General features: G+C 67.9%; 21 protein-coding genes and 1 tRNA gene. 10 read left to right on the top strand and 12 right to left on the bottom strand.

Going from position 1 to position 18,953, the window contains the following annotated elements; all coding sequences use genetic code 11:
• Positions 1–10: 10 nt before the first annotated feature.
• The 6 genes from M1K48_RS13415 to M1K48_RS13390 all read right to left on the bottom strand — a co-directional run bounded on the left by M1K48_RS13415 (position 11) and on the right by M1K48_RS13390 (position 5,513).
• On the bottom strand, positions 11–433 hold the full coding sequence (locus M1K48_RS13415) for a cupin domain-containing protein (RefSeq protein WP_249503697.1): 423 nt from the start codon (positions 431–433) through the stop codon (positions 11–13).
• Positions 430–1,011 (bottom strand): DUF4142 domain-containing protein, encoded by a 582-nt coding sequence (locus M1K48_RS13410; RefSeq protein WP_249503696.1) that lies wholly within the window; start codon positions 1,009–1,011, stop codon positions 430–432. Before M1K48_RS13410 ends, M1K48_RS13415 begins: the two co-directional genes overlap by 4 nt.
• A gap of 61 nt (positions 1,012–1,072) precedes the next feature.
• Positions 1,073–2,371, bottom strand: coding sequence for a Xaa-Pro dipeptidase (locus M1K48_RS13405; protein ID WP_249505268.1), 1,299 nt, complete (start codon positions 2,369–2,371; stop codon positions 1,073–1,075).
• A 26-nt stretch (positions 2,372–2,397) separates the two neighbouring features.
• Entirely contained in the window at positions 2,398–3,810 is a 1,413-nt protein-coding gene (gene lpdA / locus M1K48_RS13400; protein ID WP_249503695.1) for a dihydrolipoyl dehydrogenase, read from the bottom strand.
• Positions 3,803–4,186, bottom strand: coding sequence for an acyl-CoA thioesterase (locus tag M1K48_RS13395; protein WP_319941214.1), 384 nt, complete (start codon positions 4,184–4,186; stop codon positions 3,803–3,805). The genes lpdA and M1K48_RS13395 overlap by 8 nt, the downstream gene beginning before the upstream one ends.
• 1 nt (position 4,187) lies before the next feature.
• Positions 4,188–5,513 (bottom strand): pyruvate dehydrogenase complex dihydrolipoamide acetyltransferase, encoded by a 1,326-nt coding sequence (locus M1K48_RS13390; protein ID WP_249503693.1) that lies wholly within the window; start codon positions 5,511–5,513, stop codon positions 4,188–4,190.
• Positions 5,514–5,614: 101 nt separating this feature from the next.
• Here M1K48_RS13390 and M1K48_RS13385 point away from each other — a divergent pair, with 101 nt between their 5' ends.
• Both M1K48_RS13385 and M1K48_RS13380 read left to right on the top strand, forming a co-directional pair.
• A complete protein-coding gene (locus tag M1K48_RS13385) occupies positions 5,615–6,079 on the top strand; it encodes a universal stress protein (RefSeq protein WP_249503692.1) in 465 nt (154 codons plus the stop codon).
• Positions 6,080–6,204: 125 nt separating this feature from the next.
• Positions 6,205–6,705 carry a hypothetical protein gene (locus M1K48_RS13380; protein ID WP_249503691.1) on the top strand — a complete coding sequence of 167 codons (501 nt, stop codon included), beginning with the start codon at positions 6,205–6,207 and terminating at the stop codon, positions 6,703–6,705.
• Between the two features lie 22 nt (positions 6,706–6,727).
• On the opposite strand, the gene M1K48_RS13375 is transcribed toward M1K48_RS13380, so the two are convergent.
• The 3 genes from M1K48_RS13375 to M1K48_RS13365 are packed head-to-tail and all read right to left on the bottom strand — an operon-like array spanning position 6,728 to position 9,133.
• A complete protein-coding gene (locus M1K48_RS13375; protein ID WP_249503690.1) occupies positions 6,728–7,207 on the bottom strand; it encodes a GAF domain-containing protein in 480 nt (159 codons plus the stop codon).
• Between the two features lie 23 nt (positions 7,208–7,230).
• Positions 7,231–7,653, bottom strand: a complete 423-nt coding sequence (locus M1K48_RS13370; RefSeq protein WP_249503689.1) for a DUF4112 domain-containing protein — start codon at positions 7,651–7,653, stop codon at positions 7,231–7,233.
• A gap of 4 nt (positions 7,654–7,657) precedes the next feature.
• Positions 7,658–9,133, bottom strand: a complete 1,476-nt coding sequence (locus M1K48_RS13365) for an ABC transporter substrate-binding protein (protein WP_249503688.1) — start codon at positions 9,131–9,133, stop codon at positions 7,658–7,660.
• Positions 9,134–9,288: 155 nt separating this feature from the next.
• Here M1K48_RS13365 and M1K48_RS13360 point away from each other — a divergent pair, with 155 nt between their 5' ends.
• The 4 genes from M1K48_RS13360 to M1K48_RS13345 all read left to right on the top strand — a co-directional run bounded on the left by M1K48_RS13360 (position 9,289) and on the right by M1K48_RS13345 (position 12,357).
• On the top strand, positions 9,289–11,442 hold the full coding sequence (locus M1K48_RS13360; protein WP_249503687.1) for a transglycosylase domain-containing protein: 2,154 nt from the start codon (positions 9,289–9,291) through the stop codon (positions 11,440–11,442).
• A 150-nt stretch (positions 11,443–11,592) separates the two neighbouring features.
• Entirely contained in the window at positions 11,593–11,763 is a 171-nt protein-coding gene (locus M1K48_RS13355) for a Flp family type IVb pilin (protein ID WP_249503686.1), read from the top strand.
• A 209-nt stretch (positions 11,764–11,972) separates the two neighbouring features.
• Entirely contained in the window at positions 11,973–12,143 is a 171-nt protein-coding gene (locus M1K48_RS13350; protein ID WP_249503685.1) for a Flp family type IVb pilin, read from the top strand.
• Positions 12,144–12,281: 138 nt separating this feature from the next.
• A tRNA-Ala gene (locus M1K48_RS13345) sits at positions 12,282–12,357 on the top strand.
• 127 nt (positions 12,358–12,484) lie between these two features.
• Here the strand turns inward: M1K48_RS13345 and M1K48_RS13340 are convergent.
• The gene (locus M1K48_RS13340; RefSeq protein WP_168068160.1) at positions 12,485–12,811 is read right to left on the bottom strand and encodes a TIGR02300 family protein; all 327 of its coding nucleotides are present in this window, start codon (positions 12,809–12,811) and stop codon (positions 12,485–12,487) included.
• 102 nt (positions 12,812–12,913) lie between these two features.
• Between M1K48_RS13340 and M1K48_RS13335 the strand changes: the two genes are divergently transcribed.
• From M1K48_RS13335 to M1K48_RS13320, 4 genes are read left to right on the top strand one after another with little or no spacing between them, the layout of a single operon-like run.
• On the top strand, positions 12,914–13,552 hold the full coding sequence (locus tag M1K48_RS13335) for a (d)CMP kinase (RefSeq protein WP_249503684.1): 639 nt from the start codon (positions 12,914–12,916) through the stop codon (positions 13,550–13,552).
• A gap of 9 nt (positions 13,553–13,561) precedes the next feature.
• The gene (locus tag M1K48_RS13330) at positions 13,562–15,232 is read left to right on the top strand and encodes a thiamine pyrophosphate-binding protein (protein WP_249503683.1); all 1,671 of its coding nucleotides are present in this window, start codon (positions 13,562–13,564) and stop codon (positions 15,230–15,232) included.
• A 20-nt stretch (positions 15,233–15,252) separates the two neighbouring features.
• A complete protein-coding gene (locus M1K48_RS13325) occupies positions 15,253–16,578 on the top strand; it encodes a M24 family metallopeptidase (RefSeq protein WP_249503682.1) in 1,326 nt (441 codons plus the stop codon).
• A gap of 19 nt (positions 16,579–16,597) precedes the next feature.
• Positions 16,598–17,860: a M24 family metallopeptidase gene (locus tag M1K48_RS13320; protein ID WP_249503681.1), complete on the top strand. Its 1,263-nt coding sequence runs from the start codon at positions 16,598–16,600 to the stop codon at positions 17,858–17,860.
• A gap of 9 nt (positions 17,861–17,869) precedes the next feature.
• Here the strand turns inward: M1K48_RS13320 and M1K48_RS13315 are convergent, their stop codons facing one another.
• Complete coding sequence (locus M1K48_RS13315; RefSeq protein ID WP_406696824.1) at positions 17,870–18,646, bottom strand: thiazole synthase; 777 nt, start codon at positions 18,644–18,646, stop codon at positions 17,870–17,872.
• 88 nt (positions 18,647–18,734) lie between these two features.
• Positions 18,735–18,953 carry a sulfur carrier protein ThiS gene (gene thiS, locus M1K48_RS14440; RefSeq protein WP_249503680.1) on the bottom strand — a complete coding sequence of 73 codons (219 nt, stop codon included), beginning with the start codon at positions 18,951–18,953 and terminating at the stop codon, positions 18,735–18,737.

Genomic DNA, 18,953 nt, shown 5'->3' with positions numbered 1-18,953 from the left:
CAGGCAAGCCTCACTCGGTGGTCTTGCCGTCCCACTCGTCATTGTCATGGTCGGCTTCGGCCTGGGCCTTAGTCTTGTGGATGACCTGATCCTTGTGCTCGGGCGGGCCGTAGAGCGAATAGAATTGCAGCGGCTCCTCGCCGGTATTCTTGACGTTGTGGCAGGCGCCGGCCGGCACGATCACGGCGAAATCGTCCTCGACCTTGTTCTCCACGCCGTCGATGACGACCACGCCCTCCCCTTCCTCGAAGCGGAAGAATTGGTCGCGGTCCTCATGGGTCTCCTCGCCGATCTCCTCGCCCGGGGCCAGGCTCATCAGCACCAGTTGCAGGTGCTCACCGGTGTAGAGGACGCGGCGGAAATCGTTGTTGGCGATGGTCGCTTCTTCGATGTCGGCGCAATAGCCCTTCTTGGTGGTGGTCGTGTCGCTCACTTGATGTTCTCCAGGAAATTGAGGTGCTTCTGGACGATGCCGGTGACCTTGGCCGCATGGTCCTTGAGCGGCCCGGCCGGCGCGGCGGTGAGATACGCATTCACCTTGGCCAGCGTGTCCTGATGTCCGGCACGCTGGTCGGCGAGATACTGGCGGTCGAACGCGGCGCCGCTGAGACCCTTCAGCGCGTCAAGCTTGGCCTGCTTGTCGGCCGGCAGCGCGGCGGGGATTACGATCCCGTTCTGGCAACAGGCCGCCTTCAGTTCGTTGCTCGACTTGGTATGCTCGTCGATCATCGTCTGGGCATAAGTCTTGAGGGATGGCAGCGTGGCCTTTTCGAGGGCCAGGCGGCTGGTCTCGATCTCGAACAGGTCGCTGGCCGCAGCATTCTGGACGTAAGCCTTGTCGGCGGACGCCATCGCTTCCATGCTCTGGTTGCCGCCGGCGTCGGCGCTGTTGTCGACCACCGCCTCGTCGGTCTGGCCCTGCGTCTGATTGTTGGAGATGCTGGTGCCCTCCTGCTTGCAGGCGGACAGCGACAACGCGCCGAGTGACACGGCGATAAGAAGCTTGTTCATGGATGAAGGCACCTGTTCATGACGTCATGGTGCCAACCATGCAGGCAGCGGGGCGTTCCGCTCAGCCTTTGGGCGGTAGCGCGCCCCCGACCACTTGCCCGCCCTTGATCACCGCGTCGGGCTTCTCCAGCACCCGGACGTCGGCCAGCGGATCGCCGGTCACCGCGACCATGTCGCCGAAGCGGCCGACGGCAATGGCGCCGACATCCCCTTCCCGGCCCAGCGCCTGCGCGGCATTGCGGGTCGCGGCGCGGATCGCCTCAAGCGAGGTCATCCCCCACCGCACCATCACCGCGAACTGACGCCCGGCCTTGCCATGCGGCATAACGCCCGCGTCGGTGCCATAGACCATCTTCACCCCCGCGCGGTGCGCCTTGCGGAAGTTCTGACGCTGGATCTCGGCGATCTCGCGGTCCTTGCGGAGGTTGTCCTCGAGGATGCCGTTCTTCTTGCCCTCGGCCTGAGTATAGTCGGTGTTGTAGATATCCATCGAGAACCAGCACGGCCGCGCCCGCGCCGCGCACAGCTTGATCCCCTCGTCATCGGCCAGGCTGGCATGCTCGATCGTGTCGATCCCGGCCCGAACCGCAGCCTTGATCCCGTCGGCGCCATGGGCGTGGGCGGCGACCCGCAGGCCCCACTGGTGCGCCTCATCGGCGATCGCGCGCAATTCGGTCTCTGAGAGCTGCTGCTGGCCGGGCTCGGTATTGCGCGAGAAGACGCCGCCGGTGGCGCACACCTTGATCACCTCGGCGCCGAACTTGCGCTGCCGGCGGACCTGGTAGCGAAGCTCCTCGACCCCGTCGCCGACGCCTTCCTCCTTTTTCGCCTTTTCCAGGCTGGGCGGGAGGAAGGTGCTGTCGCAATGGCCGCCGGTTGCGCCTAGCGAGAATCCGGCGGGCATGATCCGCGGCCCCACCGCATAGCCGTCCGTGATCGCCTGCTTGAGACCAATGTCATTGCGATTGCTCGATCCGACGTTGCGGACGGTGGTGAAGCCCGCGTCCAGCATTTCGCGGGCATTCTTGACCGCCACCATGCCGAAGAAGCTGTCGGTATATTCAAGCCCGCGATAGCCGCCGATGTCGGCCGGACTGTCGAGGTGGACGTGCATGTCGATGAGGCCCGGCACCAGCGTCTTGCCATTGAGCGCGATGTGGCGGACGTCCGAGCTCCACCGCACGGTCCGCGCGTCCGCAACCGAGGTGATCCGGCCATCGTCGCCGATGAAGATGGCGGGAAATTCGACCATCCGCCCGGTCTGGACGTCGAGCATCCGGTCGGCGGTCACCACAACCTTCTCGGCGGTGGCGGGCGCAGCCGCCGCAAGCGCGGCCGCAGCCAACAGGAATGCCCTCATCATGTCCCCCGGTATCGATTGTCGAACTACATATGCAGCACGCGCCCGTCCGCGGCCAGGATGCTTTCGTGCATCATCTCGCTCAAGGTTGGGTGCGGGAAGATCGTCTGCGCGAAATCCTCGTCGATTAGTTCGGCGGTCTTGCCGACCGTATAGCCCTGGATCAGCTCGGTGACCTCGGCCCCGATCATGTGCGCGCCGAGCAGCTCGCCGGTCTTGGCGTCGACCACCGTCTTGATGAAGCCCTCGGTCTCCCCAAGTGCGATCGCCTTGCCGTTGCCGATGAAGGGGAATTTGCCGACCTTGACCTCATGGCCAAGCTCCTTGGCCTTGGCCTCGGTCAGCCCGACCGACGCGACCTGCGGGTGGCAATAGGTGCAGCCCGGGATGCTCGAGCGGTCGAGCGGATGCGGATGCACCTCTTTGTTGCCGAGCTCCTGCGCGATCGCCTCGGCGGCGGTGACGCCTTCGTGGCTCGCCTTGTGCGCCAGCCACGGCCCCGGGGTGCAGTCGCCGATCGCCCACAAGCCCTTGCTTTTGGTCCGGCCGTAGGGGTCGATCTGAATGAAGCCGCGGTCCATCTCGACCATCGCGTCGATCCCGACATTCTCGGTATTGGGCACGATCCCGACCGCGACGATGCAGTGGCTGAAGTCCTGCTCGGCGACCTTGCCGTCCTTGCCCTTGATCCTGGCCTTCACGGCCGAGGCCGAGGTCGCGATCGACTCGACGCCGGCGCCGGTCATGATCGTCATGCCCTGCCGGGTCAGGCTCTTCTCGAGCAGCGCCGACACCTCGGCATCCTCGACGGGGACGATCCGGTCGAGCATCTCGACCACGGTCACCTCGGCCCCCATGTCGTTGTAGAAGCTCGCGAACTCGATCCCGATCGCGCCCGATCCGATGACCAGCAGCTTGGTCGGCATCTCGGCCGGGGTCATTGCGTGGCGATAGGTCCAGATGCGCTGGCCGTCGGCCTTGGCAAACGGCAGGTCGCGCGCCCTGGCGCCGAGCGCCAGAATGACGTGCTTGGCCGATAACTGCTCCTCGCCCTTGTCGCTCTTCACCTTCATGGTGGTCGGGCCGGTCATCGTGCCGGTGCCCATGTGCACCGTGATCTTGTTCTTCTTCATCAGGTGCGTGACGCCCTGATTGAGCTGCTTGGCGACGCCGCGGCTGCGCTTCACCACTGCCGCGAGGTCGGCCTCGATCTTGCCGGCGAGCTTCAGGCCATAGTCCTCAGCATGCTGCGCATAATGAAGGATCTCGGCCGAGCGCAGCAGCGCCTTGGTCGGGATGCACCCCCAGTTGAGGCAGATGCCGCCCAGGCTCTCGCGCTCTACGATTCCGACCCTGAGCCCCAGCTGCGCCGCCCGGATCGCCGCGACATAGCCCCCGGGGCCCGAGCCCAGCACGATGAGGTCGTAATTTTCAGCCATTCTCTTCTTCCTTCGCCGCGATCGGCCGCGGCCTGTTGTTCTCGTCCAACGCGACGAAGGTAAACTCGCCCTCCGCCACTAACGTCTCGGCGTTCCCGTCCCGCACCCGCGCGATGCCCTCGGCGCGCAACAGCAGCGAAGTGCGGCCCTGCTTCACCAACTCGACATAAACGCTGAGCTCATCGCCCACCGCCATCATGCCCGGGAATTTGAGCTTCTCCGCCCCGACCAGGATCGCCTTCCCCGCGCTATGCCGCGAGGCAAAGCTCCCGCAGGCCAGCCCCATCTGTCCCATCAACCACCCCCCGAACACGCCGCCATAGGGGTTGGTGTCGGTCGGCATCGCGGTGGTGCGGATGAGCGCCTCGCGCGCCACGTCAGGCAACGAGGCCGAGCGGGCTTTCGATCAGTTCCTTGAGCGTCTTCATCAGCCGCGCGCCGTCCGCACCGTCGATGGCGCGGTGGTCGAAGCTGCCGGTGATGCTCATCACGGTGGCGACCGTCAGCTCGTCACCGTCGACCCACGGCCGCTTCTCGCCCGCGCCGACCGCGAGGATCATCGCCTGGGGCGGGTTGATGACGGCGTCGAACTGCTTGATCCCGAACATGCCCATGTTCGACAGGCTCGCGGTGCCGCCCTGATATTCGTGCGGCTGCAGCTTGCCTTCCTTGGCTCGGCCGGCGAGCTCGGTGACTTCCTGGCTGATGCGGCTGACCGACTTGGCCGCGGCGTCGGCGACGATCGGGGTGATCAGCCCGCCCGGAATGCTGACCGCGACCGCGATGTCGGAGCGCTGGTACATGATCAGCTGGTCGGGGGTGAAGCTGACGTTGCACTCGGGCACCGCCTCGAGCGCCACCGCCAGCGCCTTGATCAGCAGGTCGTTGACGCTGAGCTTGATCTTGCGGCCCGCCAGCCCCGCGTTGAGCTCGCTGCGCAGCTTGAGCAGCGCGTCGAGGCGGACGTCGACCGTCAGGTAGATGTGCGGAATGTCGCGCTTCGCTTCGCTCAGGCGGCGGGCGATGGTCTTGCGCATGTTGCTGAGCTTGACGGCTTCATGCGGAATGTCGGTGCTGAACGGCTGGGCCGGAGTGGCAGCAGCGGCCGGCGCAGCAGCAGCGGCGGGCGCGGCGGCCTGGGCCTGCGGCTGAGCGGCGGCACCGCCGGCGGCCTTGCCGAGGTCAGCGCGAACGATCCGCCCGCCGGGGCCCGAGCCCTGCAGCGTCGACAGGTCGATCCCCTGCGCCTGCGCCAACTTGCGCGCGAGCGGGCTGGCCTTGACCCGGTCGCCGTCGGCCCTGGCTGGGGCCACCGGCTGGGCAGGAGCGGCCGGCGTTTCCACCGGAGCAGGCGCGGTCGGGGCCGGCGCCGCGGCTTCAGCCTTGGGCTCGGGCGCCGGGGCGGCGGGCTTGTCCTCGGCCGGCTTTGCTGCTGGCGCAGGAGCGGGCGCGGCCTCCTCGCCTTCCGCGCCGATCAGCGCGATCGGCGTTCCGACCTTCACCCCGTCGGTGCCCTCGGCAACCAGGATCTTGGTGACCACGCCTTCGTCGACCGCTTCGAATTCCATGGTCGCCTTGTCGGTCTCGATCTCGGCCAGGATGTCACCGCTCGACACCGTGTCACCCTCCTTGACCAGCCATTTGGCGAGGGTCCCTTCCTCCATGGTGGGGGACAAAGCGGGCATCTTGAGTTCGATCGCCATGATGGACCTTTGGGGCAACGGGAGAGACGGGTTCGGTTCTCTGAAAGACGATACACCCCTTGCCCGTCAAGCAGCCGCGAGGCACTGACGGGTTTATGAGCATGCCGAAGCGCACCTATCTGGTGGTGATGGACGACAGCGGGGAGGCCCGCGCCGCCCTCCGCTTCGCCGCCCGCCGTGCCGCCAAGACCGGCGGCGCGCTCGAAGTGCTGGCTATCATCTCGGGCCAGGATTTCGTCCAGTGGGGCGGGGTCCAGGCCGCGATCGAGGAAGAGCAGCAGCTACGGATCGAGGCCGAAGTCGCCGAAGCGCTCGGCGAACTGCCCGGCACCGAGGCGCTTCGCCCCGGCGCGATCCTGATTCGCGCAGGCGAGCCGGCTGCCATCGTCCGCGAATTGCTCGGGAGCCGCGAGGACATCGCCGCCCTCGTCCTCGGCACCGCGCCGAGCGGTGACCCCGGCCCACTGGTCGCCGCCTTCACCGGCAGCGACTCGGGCAAGCTCCCCTGCCCGGTCATGCTGATCCCCGGCGGCCTCAGCGACGAACGACTGGAAGCGCTGAGCTGAGGCCCCGGCGCCACGATCGGCAGTTTTCCCTCACCCGTTAACTTCTTGTTGGTTGCGGATACGCAGCGAAGGCGAAACAAGGTCTCCGGCTCCAAGCGGGGCCTAGTTTCAATGGGGGACAATAAATGCATCACATCGTTCGCGCCGGCGTCGCTGCCGCCGCTCTTTGCGTCGCCACCGCCGGCGTCGCCCAGGTCGCAGGCAGCGCCTCGGCCATGTCCAGCACCGCACCCGTCATGGTCCGTGCCGGCACCATGGTCGCGATGACGCCAATGGCCGAAATCGCCAGTTCGAAGGTCAAGGTCGGCGATTCGTTCGAGTTCACCGTTGTCAGCGACGTGGTGGAAAACGGCGTCGTCGCGGTTCCCCGCGGCTCCAAGGCGCTGGGCATGATCAAGTGGAAGACCGGCAAGGCCATCGGCGGCAAGTCGGGCAAGTTCGAGATCGCGTTCAAGCAGCTCAACGTCAATGGCAAGGTCATTCCGCTGAGCGGCATCCATCGTCAGGAAGGCAAGGGAAACACCGTCGGTGCGCTGTTCGGTTCGATGTGGATCAGCGGCCGCTCGGCGATCATGACCCCGGGTCAGATCGTCAACGCGATGGTGGCCGAAAACACCGTCATCTAAGATCGGTCGGCGGAGTGGGTTTTTACAGCCGCTCCGCCAGCAACCTACAGATCGAGACACAGCCCGCTTCGTCCTCGGCGTCGAAGCGGGCTTTCTCCGGCGAATCGAGGTCGAGCACCGCCAGCAGTTCGCCCCCGCGCACGATCGGCACCACCAGCTCGCTCTGGCTCGCCGCGTCGCAGGCGATGTGGCCGGGGAAAGCGTGGACGTCGTCGATCCGCTGCACTTCCAGCGTGGCCGCCGCGGTCCCGCACACCCCGCGCCCGAACGGGATCCGGATGCAGGCCGGGCGCCCGTTGAACGGCCCCAGCACCAGCTCGCCCCCGACGTTGCGATAGAAGCCCGCCCAGTTGAGGCCCGGGAGCGTTTCCCAGATCAGCGCCGCTGCATTGGCCATGTTGGCGATCCCGTCACGCTCCCCCGAGGTCAGTCCGTCGAGTGCAGCCAGCAGGTCGGCGTAGAGCGTCGCCTTGTCGGCGGCCGCGATCTTGAAATCGTACATGGGAAAGTTTCCTGGAAGGCGTTTTACCGCAGCGGCGGGACGTCGATGGTCCGGGCAGCGGGGTGGTGCTTGTCGAGATGCTTCTTGATGATCCGCAAGTTGCGAGTGTTCGACCTGAAGAAATAGTCGGGGATCGCACCAACGACCGGGATCATCCCGAGCAGCCAGTCGATCCCGATATTCTTGCCCATCCGCGCGATCTGCCACTTGCTCATGCCGAGGTTGCGGCCCTCCCACGCCAGATAGGCGCCAAGACCCGCGCCGACCGTCGGGCCGATCCCGGGCACGAAGTCGAGCAGCACGTCGAGTCCGACCCGCTTGCTGGTGCCGGGGATGGGCAGCGCCCGCTCGAGCAGATGCTCAAGCGCTTCGAGCCGCTGGCGCACATGGCGCGGATCGGTGCCGAGCGGCAGGTCGCGGACGTAGCGGCGGGTTTGCGTGGTCATGGCTCTAATCTCGTGCGTTCGGCGCCATCCGCAAGTCCGTCAGCGTGTGGCGCCCGAAGCGGTTTTCGGCGAAGCCCTGGACGTCGCGCCCGGCCAGAGACCAGCGGACCGGCGCGGCGATCGGCAGGAACAGCACTTCCTCGCGCATGATCCGCTCGGCATCGACGAAGAAGCGCGCGCGCTGCGGGGGAAAGCCGGTCAGCCGCGCGGCATCGAGCAACTGGTCGGCCTGCTCCGAACAGATCGCGGTGAACTCGCAGCGGAAGCGGCGCAGGAACCAGGCCGGTGAGCTCGACGGCGCGACCTCGTCGATGAAGCGGAAGTCGGCTGGCCCGTCTCCTGCTTCGACCACCTGCACGCCCAGCGGCTCCCAGTCCGCCTTGAGCCGCGCGAGGATGATCGCTCCGCCCGGACCGTCCGGCAGAGCGAGGCTTATGGTCTTGCGCGGCTCCAATGTGGGCGGTGGCTGGCTCCCGCTCGCCAACGGAAAGATTTCCCGGGCCCGGACCAGCAGGTCGGGGCGACGCTGCTCGAGGGTCAGCGGCGCCCATGCCGGCAGGGCCGGTCCGTCGGCGAGGTCCAGTCCTGGCTGGAGCAGGCTCAGCCGGGGCTGCAGCCCGGGCACCGCCAGCGCGGCGACCAGCGCGTCGCGGTCGATCGCCTCGTCGAGCAGGGCGCGGGTCTCGAGATCTGCCGCCGGCCCCTCGTCACGCGCGGGGACCAGCCCGAACAGCCCCAGCACCGGGTCGATCCGAAGCGTGTTGCGCGGCAATTTCGCAGCGCTGGCGAGCGGGAAATCGGCCACCGTCCCGCCCAGCACCAACTCGCTGTCGCCGCCGACGAACGATTCGATCGCGCGCTGGGCCGGTGCGGCGGTGAGCCGCACCCGCTGCTGCTGCGCTTCGTCGCCGTCGAATCCCGGCAGCGTTCGGACCAAATCGATCGCCCCGCCCTCGGTGCTGTCGGTGAACGGTCCGGTCCCGCCCCCGCCCCGAACCAGGCCGAATTCCGGCTGGGCGAGTAGTTGCAGGAGGTGCGGCCGCGGCGCGTTCAGCTCCACCGCGATGACGCGGTCGGTCATCGCCACCACCTCGCGCACCGCGCCGATGGTATCGAACAGCGGATTACGGCTGCGGCGGTCGAGCTGGCGCTCGATCAGCCGGACCACGTCGCGCGCCCGGACCTTGCGCCCGTCGCTCCACGACGCGGTGCGCAGGCGGAAGACATAGCTCAGCCCGTCGTCGCTCACCGCCCACCGTTCGGCCAGGCCCGGCGCAATGTCGCCCGCCGCGTCGAATCGCACCAGCCCCTGCGCGACGTTGCCGACCAGCAGCAGGTCGGCGGGCGCAAGGTCGGCGGCAAGCGGATCGGCGAGCTTCGGCGGCCGCTCGGCGATCACCACCGCATCGACCGCCCCGCCCTCGGCCTTGCGGCAGCCGTTAAGCCCCGTGACAGCGGCGAGCAGCAACAGGGCCGCCATGCCTCGTCTCAGCCTGCAAGGGTTTTGGTGGCGCGTCACTCGCCCCCTCTAGCCGAGCGCCGCCGCCGAGACCAAGAGCGGCGACGAGCATTGAGACCCTAGTCACGGCTTTCGAGCTGTATTAGGGCCGTAGGTCACTTGAACGAGTTTGAGGCATGGCGGATCGCGACTCACCCTGGCAGCGAGACGGTCGCAACGTAGAGGATCTGCCCGATCCCTTCGCCGCCCCGCTGTTCGGCGGTGCGCCCAGGGTGCGTAAGGCGCGGTGGTGGAAGCGGGCCAGGCCGCGTCCGGCCGCGCCCGACACCGTCGCCGACGCACCCTCAACCACCTGGCTCGACCGCTCCGCGCAGGCAGCGCAGTTCCGCGCCCCCGACTCGGGCGCTGGCACCCCGCCTCCGCCCGAGGCACCCGCCGGCACCGGCCCGCGCCGCCCGTGGCTTCGCTGGGGGCTGATGGGGTTCACCGCGCTGGTCCTGATCACCCTCCTATGGCTGGTCATCACCGCCCCGCTCGGCCGCGCGCTGGAACCGCTGCCCAATCCGGCGATGCTGATCGTCTCGAGCGAGGGCCGCCCGATCGCGCGCCGCGGCGCGATCAAGGAAGCGCCGGTCGAGATCGCCAAATTGAAACCCTACACCCCGGCCGCCTTTGTCGCGATCGAGGACCGCCGCTTCTACCGCCACTGGGGCATCGACCCGCGCGCGATCGGGCGGGCGATGGTCGCCAACTTCCAGGCCGGCGGCGTCCGGCAAGGCGGCTCAACCCTCACCCAGCAGCTCGCCAAGACTAGCTTCCTGTCCTCGGACCGGGCGCTCAAGCGCAAAGCGCAGGAAGTGATCATCGCCTTCTGGCTGGAAGGCCGGCTGACCAAGGACGAGATCCTCACCCGCTACCTGTCATCGGTCTATTTCGGCGACGGCGTTTATGGACTGCGCGCCGCTTCGCGCCATTATTTCGGCAAGCAGCCCGAACAGCTCACCCTTGCCCAGTCGGCGATGCTGGCCGGGCTGGTGCAGGCGCCGAGCCGGCTCGCGCCGACCCGCAACCTCGCCGGCGCCCGCAAGCGCGCCGCGCTGGTGCTGAAGGCGATGAGCGATACCGACGCCATCACCCCGGCCCAGGCCCGCGCTGCGCTCGCCGCCCCGGCGCGCGCGATCCGGCGCACCCGCAAGGTCCCGACCGGCACCTATTTCGCCGACTGGATGGCGCCCCAGGCGGCCGACGCCTTCGAGACCGACTTCGGCGAAGTGAGGGTCACCAGCACGCTCGACGCCGACCTGCAGCGGCTGGCGGCACGCGCGATCGGCAATGCGGCGCTCGCCCCCGGGGTCCAGGCCGCGCTTGTCGCGATGCGCCCCGACGGCCGGGTGGTCGCGATGGTCGGCGGGCGGTCGTACAAGGAATCGACCTTCAATCGCGCAACGCAAGCCCGCCGCCAGCCCGGCTCGGCGTTCAAACTGTTCGTCTATCTCGCCGCGCTGCGGGCGGGCTATCGCCCCGATTCGATCATCCAGGACAGCCCGATCACCATCGACGGGTGGAGCCCGGCCAACAACGACGGCGTGTTCCGCGGGCCGGTGACGCTGCAGCAGGCCTTTGCCCGCTCCAGCAACGCCGCCACCGTCCGCCTGTCGGAAGAGGTCGGCCGGGCCAAGGTGCTGAGCACCGCGCGCGAACTCGGCATTTCCACCCCGCTCCCCGATTCGCCCAGCGTCGCGCTCGGCACCGCCGGGGTCAGCCTGCTTGAACTCACCGCCGCTTATGCCGCGGTAGCCGGCGGGCGCTATCCGGTCACGGCCAGCGGCCTGCCCCCGGCCGGCGCGGGCATCGAGACGCAGGACTTCACCGCCACCCTGTTCGGCCGCAGCGGCCGCCTCGACGAGGGGCGCGACTGGCGTCCGATGCTCGACCTGTTATGGGCCGCCGCCAACGAAGGCACCGGGCGCAAGGCGGCGCTCGCCACCGCCACCTTTGGCAAGACCGGGACCAGCCAGGACAATCGCGACGCCCTGTTCGTTGGCTTCGCCGGCGACCTGGTGGTCGGCGTGTGGGTCGGGCGCGACGACAACAAGTCGCTTGGCAAGGCGGTCTCGGGCGGCACGATGCCGGCGCAGATCTGGCGGGGCTTCATGGCCCCTGCCCTCAGCGTCGACGGGCGGAGCGCGTCCGCCCTCCCGGCCGGTTATCGCGTGCCGCGCCGCGCGCCGGGCCCGAACGGCTCCGAAGCCCCTATAATGGACGGTATCGAGGCTTGGGTGGATCGCCTCTCCACGATGGCCGAGGGCATCCTGTCGGAAGGGCGCTGACACTTTTGTTTGGTGAACATCCGTTTACCTGCCGGTTCAACCACTCTTTAACTCCTTGCCTCCTAGAACCACTCTCGACCGACGGGCTGATTGAACGTCTGACGGTGCCGGGGCCGCCCCCGGGGGACAAGTGGAACTAGGAGACCGGACATGACCAATTTCATCAAGATGCTGAACAACGAAGACGGCGCCACCGCGATTGAGTACGGCCTGATTGCCGCTCTCATTGCCGTCGCCGCGATCACCGCGCTGACCAGCATCGGTGGTAACCTCAACAAGACCTTCACCAACGTCGCTGGCAACCTCAACAAGACGACCTGATCTTCGTCTGATTGAGACTGAATGAGCAGGGCCCCGTCGCCGCCTCCTCCGAGGCAGCGGCGGGGCCCTTCGCTTGTCTGCGGCTTCCGCCGCCGGGAAGCGCGGAATTTCACCAAATACTAACCTTTTCGGCCGAGGGTACCGGTTCCAGGGCGTAGCTTCCGACTGTGGGGGAAGCTCCGGGTTCAGGACTATCGGGGGAACCGACAATGACACTCTTCACGAAGATGCTGGCCAGCGAGGATGGCGCCACCGCCATCGAATATGGCCTTATCGCAGCCCTGATCGCGGTCGCCGCGATTACTGCGCTCACAAGCATCGGTGGCAACCTCAACAAGACTTTCAGCAACGTCGGCGACAACCTCAACAAGACGAGCTGATCGCCGCGCCTGGCGGGCGCTTGAGTGGAAAGGGCATCGGGAAACCGGTGCCCTTTCTCATTTTAGACGCTCCACCGCCAATCCGGGCAACAAAGGGGTTGGCAGGCGCAAAGAAGGCCCTTAAAGGCGCGCTCACACGGGGCCGTAGCTCAGCTGGGAGAGCGTCGCGATGGCATTGCGAAGGTCTGGGGTTCGATCCCCCACGGCTCCACCATCATTCTAAAAGGCCGTCCTTCGGGGCGGCCTTTTTCTTTGCCCGGCGCGTGCGCCACCCACAACGAAAAAGGGCGGAGCCGAAGCCCCGCCCTTTCCGGTAGACAATCAAGCGGCGTGTCGCCGGCTCAGTTGTTATCCTCGTCTTCGTTCTTGGTCTCGACACCCAGGTCGTCGTCGCCGGTCGACAGATCGACCTCGTCGTCGGCGCTGGGCTCCTCGTCCTCGTCCGGCAGGGCCAGATCCTCGGCCCCCAGATCGGAGTCGGGAGCCGCCGACGGCGCCGCGACAGAGACCTGTTCGAACGGCATCGGCTGCTTGGACTTGAGCACCGGTTCAGGGACGAAGGTGTTGCCGCATTCGATGCAGGTCACCGGATCGTCCTTGCCGAGATCGTAGAAACGGGTCGCACACTTGGGGCAGGTGCGTTTGGCGCCCCACTCGGGCTTCACCATGGGCTGAAGATCTCCAATTGAATAACGTCCGGCGGCATTGCTGCCCCGGCTGATCGGGGCGCGCCTTGCCATAGCGGGGGGTGGCTGTCAAAGCCCGCGCCCATGGCCACCACTCCCCTCGTCATCGCCGTCGACGGCCCCGCGGCGAGCGGCAAGGGCACCGTCGCCCGCGGCCTCGCCCGCCACTACGGCCTGCCCCACCTCGACACCGGCAAGCTCTACCGCGCGGTCGCCCTGTCGCTGCTGCGCTGGGGCGGCGATCCCGACAGCGAATTCGCAGCGCTGCGCGCGGTGCACGAGGTCGCCGGGCTGATGGACGACCCCGAACTCACCAGCGAGATGGTCGGAGGGATCGCCAGCCGGGTCAGCGCCTATCCCGCCGTCCGCGCCGCCCTGCTCGAACGCCAGCGCGAATTCGCCGGAAGCCCCGATGGCGCCGTGCTCGACGGGCGCGACATCGGCACGGTGATAGCCCCGCACGCCCCAGCCAAGCTGTTCGTCACCGCCAGCATCGACGAACGCGCTCGCCGCCGCCACGCCGAGCTCACCGCAGCCGGCCTCCCGGTCCACCTCGAGGAGATCCTCATCGACCTGCGCGCCCGCGACGAGCGCGACTCCGGCCGCTCCGCCGCCCCGCTGGTGATGGCCGACGATGCGCTGCTGCTCGACACCAGTGCGATGGGCCCGGACGAGGCATTGGCCGAAGCAATCCGGCTGGTGGAAACGCGGCTCGCAACCTAAGACCGGCGCATGACCGCGCCCAATCTCCGCACCGGCGGACGCCTTCTCGTCGACCAGCTCCGAATCCAGGGCTGCGACCGCCTGTTCACCGTGCCCGGTGAAAGCTTCCTCGCCGTTCTCGACGCCCTCCACGACACGCCCGAGATCGACGTGGTCGTCTGCCGCCAGGAAGGCGGCGTGTCCTACATGGCCGAGGCCGACGGCAAGCTGACCGGCCGCCCCGGAATCGCCTTCGTCACCCGCGGGCCCGGCGCCACCAACGCCACCCCCGGCGTCCATATCGCCTTCCAGGATTCGACCCCGATGATCCTGTTCGTCGGCGACCTCGACCGCCGCGACAAGGACCGCGAAGGTTTCCAGGAAATCGACTTCCCCGCCTTCTTCGGCCCGATCGCCAAATGGGCTGCGCGGATCGACGACGCCCGCCGGATCCCCGAATATGTCGCCCGCGCCTGGCGCGTCGCCACCGCCGGCCGCCCCGGACCCGTCGTTCTCGCGCTGCCCGAGGACATGCTCCGCGACGAGGTCGAAGCGCTGGATCGCCCGGCAATGCCGCCGGTGGTCGAGCATCCCGACCCTTCGGCCATCGCCACCCTGCACGAACTGCTCAAGGACGCCGCCGCGCCCGTCGCGATCGTCGGCGGCGCCGACTGGAGCCCCTGCGCCGCGCATCATTTCAGCGCCTGGGCCGCGCGTACCGGAATCCCCGTCGCCGCCGCCTTCCGCCGCCAGGATGCGATCGCCAACGACTGCCCGGTCTATGCCGGCAACCTCGGCTACGGTCCGAATCCGAAGCTGGTCCAGCGGGTGAAGGAGGCTGACCTGTTGCTGGTGGTCGGCGCCCGGCTCGGCGAAGCGACCACCGACGGTTACACGCTGATCACCCCCGACCATCCCGGCCAGATCATCATCCACGTCCACCCCGACCCCAACGAACTCGGCCGGGTCTATCACGCCGACCTGCCGATCTGCTCGGACATGGGCGAATTCGCGCAGGACCTCGATGCGTGGGAAGACGACGACCTGCTGCCGTTCGGTGCTGGGCGCGAAGCCCATGCCGACTATCTCGCCTGGAGCGAGCCGGCCCCGCGCGACGGCGTGACCCTCGACCTCGGCCCGTGCGTCGCGCTTCTCCGCGACAAGCTTCCGGCCGACACCATCGTGTGCAACGGCGCGGGCAATTTCTCGGGCTGGGTCCACCGCTACTGGCGCTATGCCGCGACCCCGTGCCAGCTGGCGCCGACCAGCGGCACCATGGGCTATGGCCTCCCCGCCGCGGTCGCCGCCGCGCTGCGCTTCAAGGACCGCTCGGTGCTGTGCGTCGCGGGCGACGGCGACTTCCTGATGAACGGGCAGGAGCTCGCCACCGCCGCGCAATATGGCGCCGACCTGCTCGTCATCGTCGTCGACAACGGCAGCTACGGCACCATCCGCATGCACCAGGAACGCGACTATCCCGAGCGATTGTCCGCCACCACCCTCGCCAACCCCGACTTCGCCGCGCTCGGCCGGGCCTATGGCGCATGGTCGGCGACGGTCGAGCGGACCGAGGAGTTCGCCCCGGCGCTCGACGAGGCACTCGGCCGCAAGGGCATCCGCCTCCTCCACCTCAAGACCGATGTCGAGGTAATCACCAACCAGACCACCATCTCGGCCCTGCGGGACAAGGCGCGGACCTGATCTCGCTACAAGGGGGATTCATGATCAACTATCTCGGCCTCGCCGCCTGCCTGCTGGTCGGCCTCGCGGCGCCGGTCGCGGCGCAACCCACAGCGGCCCCGAGCGTCCTCTCCCTGCGCGAACGTGCCACGCTCGAGGACAAGCTCCTCGCCGACCGCCTCGACACGATCGTCCCCGCCCTGATGCGCGAGCAGAAGATCGACATGTGGGTGCTGATCGCCCGCGAATATGTCGAGGATCCGGTCGTCATGACCATGCTCGACGCCGAGAACATGCACGCCCGGCGCCGCACGATCCTGGTCTTCTTCGACCCCGGCGCCGGCAAGCCGATCGAGCGCCTGACCGTCAGCCGCTACGGCCTCGCCGGCCTGTTCCAGCCCGCCTGGAACCCGGAGGCCGAGCCCGACCAGTGGAAAGCGCTCGGCCAGCTGGTCGCTGCCCGCAACCCCAAGCGCATCGCCATCAACAGCTCGGCCCTCAGCCAGTTCGCCGACGGCCTGACGCTGAGCCAATATGAAGGCCTCCTCGCCGCCCTCCCCGCCCCCTACCGCAGCCGCCTCGTCCGGACCGACGAACTGGCGGTCGGCTGGATGGAGACCCGCACCGCGCAGGAGATGCAGGTCTATCCGCAGCTCCTCCACATCACCCACGCGATCATCGCCGAAGCGCTCAGCGCCAAGGTCATCACGCCCGGCAAGACCACCGCCAACGACGTCCGCTGGTGGATGCGCGAAAAAGTCAGCAGCCTCGGTATGCAGGTGTGGTTCCACCCCTCGCTATCGATCTTCCGCGCCGGGCAGCCCGCCGCGCTCCAGAACGACGAGGTCATCCGCCCCGGCGACATGCTGTGGACCGACTTCGGCATCACCTACCTCGGCCTCAACAGCGACGTGCAACAGCTCGGCTACGTGCTGAAGCCCGGGGAGCGCGACGCGCCCAGGGGCCTGCGCGACGGCCTCGCCGCCGCCAACCGCGTGCAGGACGCGCTGACGGGCAGCTTCCGCACCGGCCTCACCGGCAACCAGATCCTCGCCGCCGCCCGCGCCAAGGCCATCGCCGCGGGCCTCACCCCGTCCATCTACTCCCACCCGATCGGCTTCCACGGCCACGGCGCGGGCAGCAGCATCGGCTTCTGGGACAATCAGAACCCCGACCCCCGCGGCGAGCGTCCCCTCCGCCCCAACACCGCCTGGTCGATCGAGCTCAACGCCAAGGCCAATGTGCCCGAATGGAACGGGCAGGAGATCGATTTCCGACAGGAGGAGAACGCCTTCTTCGACGGCCGGACGATACGCTACCTGGACGGGCGGCAGACCCGCTTCCATCTCGTTGGAGCGCGGCAGTGAGCAGCAAGGAGTGACGCTTGTGACCAATGCAGCCATTCATCGCCGATCGTTCTTGGGCGGCGCGGGCGCGCTGAGCGCGGCGCTCGCGATTCCTGCCCGAGGGCTTGCCGCCACGGTTGCCGAACAGGTGGTCCGGCGTCCCCTGCCACCGCCCATCAGCGCGGCGGAGCGGATCGCTCGTCTTCGCCGTGCGCAGCAGCTGCTTCGCGCCAATCGCCTCGGTGCCATGCTGGTCGAGTCCGGGGCGAGCCTCGACTATTATACCGGCATCCAGTGGTGGCGCAGCGAGCGGCTGACCGGCGTCGTGATTCCGGCCGAGGGCGACCCGATCATCGTCACCCCCTTCTTCGAACAGCCGAGCATCGCCGAACAGCTCGAAGTGCCAGCCGAGATACGCACCTGGCAGGAGGACGAGGAACCGCTAAAGCTCGTCGCCGACTTCCTCCGCGAACGGAAGGTCGCCGGCCAGCCCGTCGCCTTTGAGGAAACCAACCGCTTCTTCCTCGGCGATCGTCTCGCGGCGCAACTGCCCGCCACCCGAATCGTCAGTGCCAATGCCGTCGTCCGCGCCCAGCGGATGATCAAGTCCCCGGCCGAACTCGCGCTGATGCAGGCCGCCAGCGACATCACCATCGCCGCCTTCCGCACGGCTCATGCCAACCTCAAGCCGGGCATGACCGGCGGCGACATCAGCGCCGCCATCGTTGCGGCCTCCAAGGCGCTGGGCGGTGATGCCGACGGCAACCTCGTTCTTATCAACGAAGCCTCGGCCCTGCCCCACGGCTCCAAGAAGCAGCACACCCTCGCCCCCGGCGACCTCGTTCTGATCGATGGCGGCTGCAGCGTTCACGGCTATCAGTCCGACATCAGCCGCACCTTCGTCTTCGACGGCAAGCCGAACGCCGAGCAGCGCAAGGTGTGGGAACAGGTCCACCGCGGCCAGCAGATCGCGCTCGCCGCAGCACGGATCGGAGCGTCGGCCGGAAGCGTCGATGACGCGGTTCGCACGGCGTACGCAAGCTGGGGCTACGGCCCCGACTACAAGCTCCCCGGCCTGTCGCACCGCACCGGCCACGGCATCGGCATGGAAGGCCACGAACCGGTCAACCTCGTCCGCGGCGAAACCACGAGGCTCGCCCCCGGCATGTGCTTCTCGAACGAGCCCGGCCTCTACCTTCCCGGGCGCTTCGGCGTGCGGCTGGAAGATTGCTTTCACATGACGCCAGGCGGCCCCAGGTGGTTCACCACCCCGCCGCCCAGCATCGACCAGCCGCTGAGCTGAGCGCCGGTTTCAGATCAGCCCGGCCAGCGGACTCGACGGATCGGCGTACATCCGCTTGCCCATCCGTCCGGCGCGATAGGCGAGGCGGCCGCTCTCCACCGCCGCCTTCATCGCGCGGGCCATCAGGATCGGGTCCTTGGCCTCGGCGATGGCGGTGTTCATCAGCACCCCGTCGCAGCCCAGCTCCATCGCGAACGCCGCGTCGCTGGCGGTGCCGACCCCGGCGTCGACCAGCACCGGGACCTTGGCGCCCTCGACGATCAGGCGGATGGTGACCGGGTTTTGCACCCCCAGACCCGATCCGATCGGCGCGCCCAGCGGCATGATCGCCACCGCCCCGGCTTCCTCGCAGCGGCGGGCCATGATCGGATCGTCAGTGCAATAGACCATCACCTCGAACCCTTCCTTGGTGAGAAGTTCGGTAGCGCGGACGGTCTCGATCATGTCGGGGTAGAGCGTCTTGGCTTCCGCCAGCACCTCCAGCTTGACCAGCTTCCACCCCCCTGCCTCACGCGCCAGGCGCAGGGTGCGGATCGCCTCCTCCGCGGTGAAGCAGCCGGCGGTGTTCGGCAGGTAGGTGGTGACCTTGGGGTCGATGAAGTCAGTCAACTTGGGCGCATTGGGATCGGTCAAGTTGACCCGCCGCACCGCCACGGTGACGATTTCCGCCCCGCTCGCCGCCACCGCCGCGGCATTCTGCTCGAGGCTCTTATACTTGCCGGTGCCGACGATCAGCCGCGAGGAGAAGGTGCGCCCGGCGACGGTCCATGTGTCTTCAGTCATCATGCTTTTTTCCTGCGAAAGCAGGGACCCAGTGCCGTCTGCCTTCGTCCGCTAAGAACAATGGGCTCCTGCGTTCGCAGGAGGAAAGGGTTCAGCCGCCGCCGACGAAATGGACGATCTCGTAATCGTCGCCATCCTCGACCAGCATTTGCGCCAGGGTTGAGCGCGGCACGATCGCAAGATTGCGCTCGACCGCGACGCGCGCGGGGTCGAGCCCGAGTTCGCCGACCAGGCCGGCGATGGTGGTTCCAGAGGCTACCCGGCGATGCTCGCCGTTGACCGTGACGCTGTGGGTTTCGGTTTCGCTCAT

Source organism: Sphingomonas glaciei, assembly GCF_023380025.1.
Lineage (GTDB): Bacteria > Pseudomonadota > Alphaproteobacteria > Sphingomonadales > Sphingomonadaceae > Sphingomicrobium > Sphingomicrobium glaciei.
This window is presented reverse-complemented; position numbering and strand designations above follow the sequence as displayed.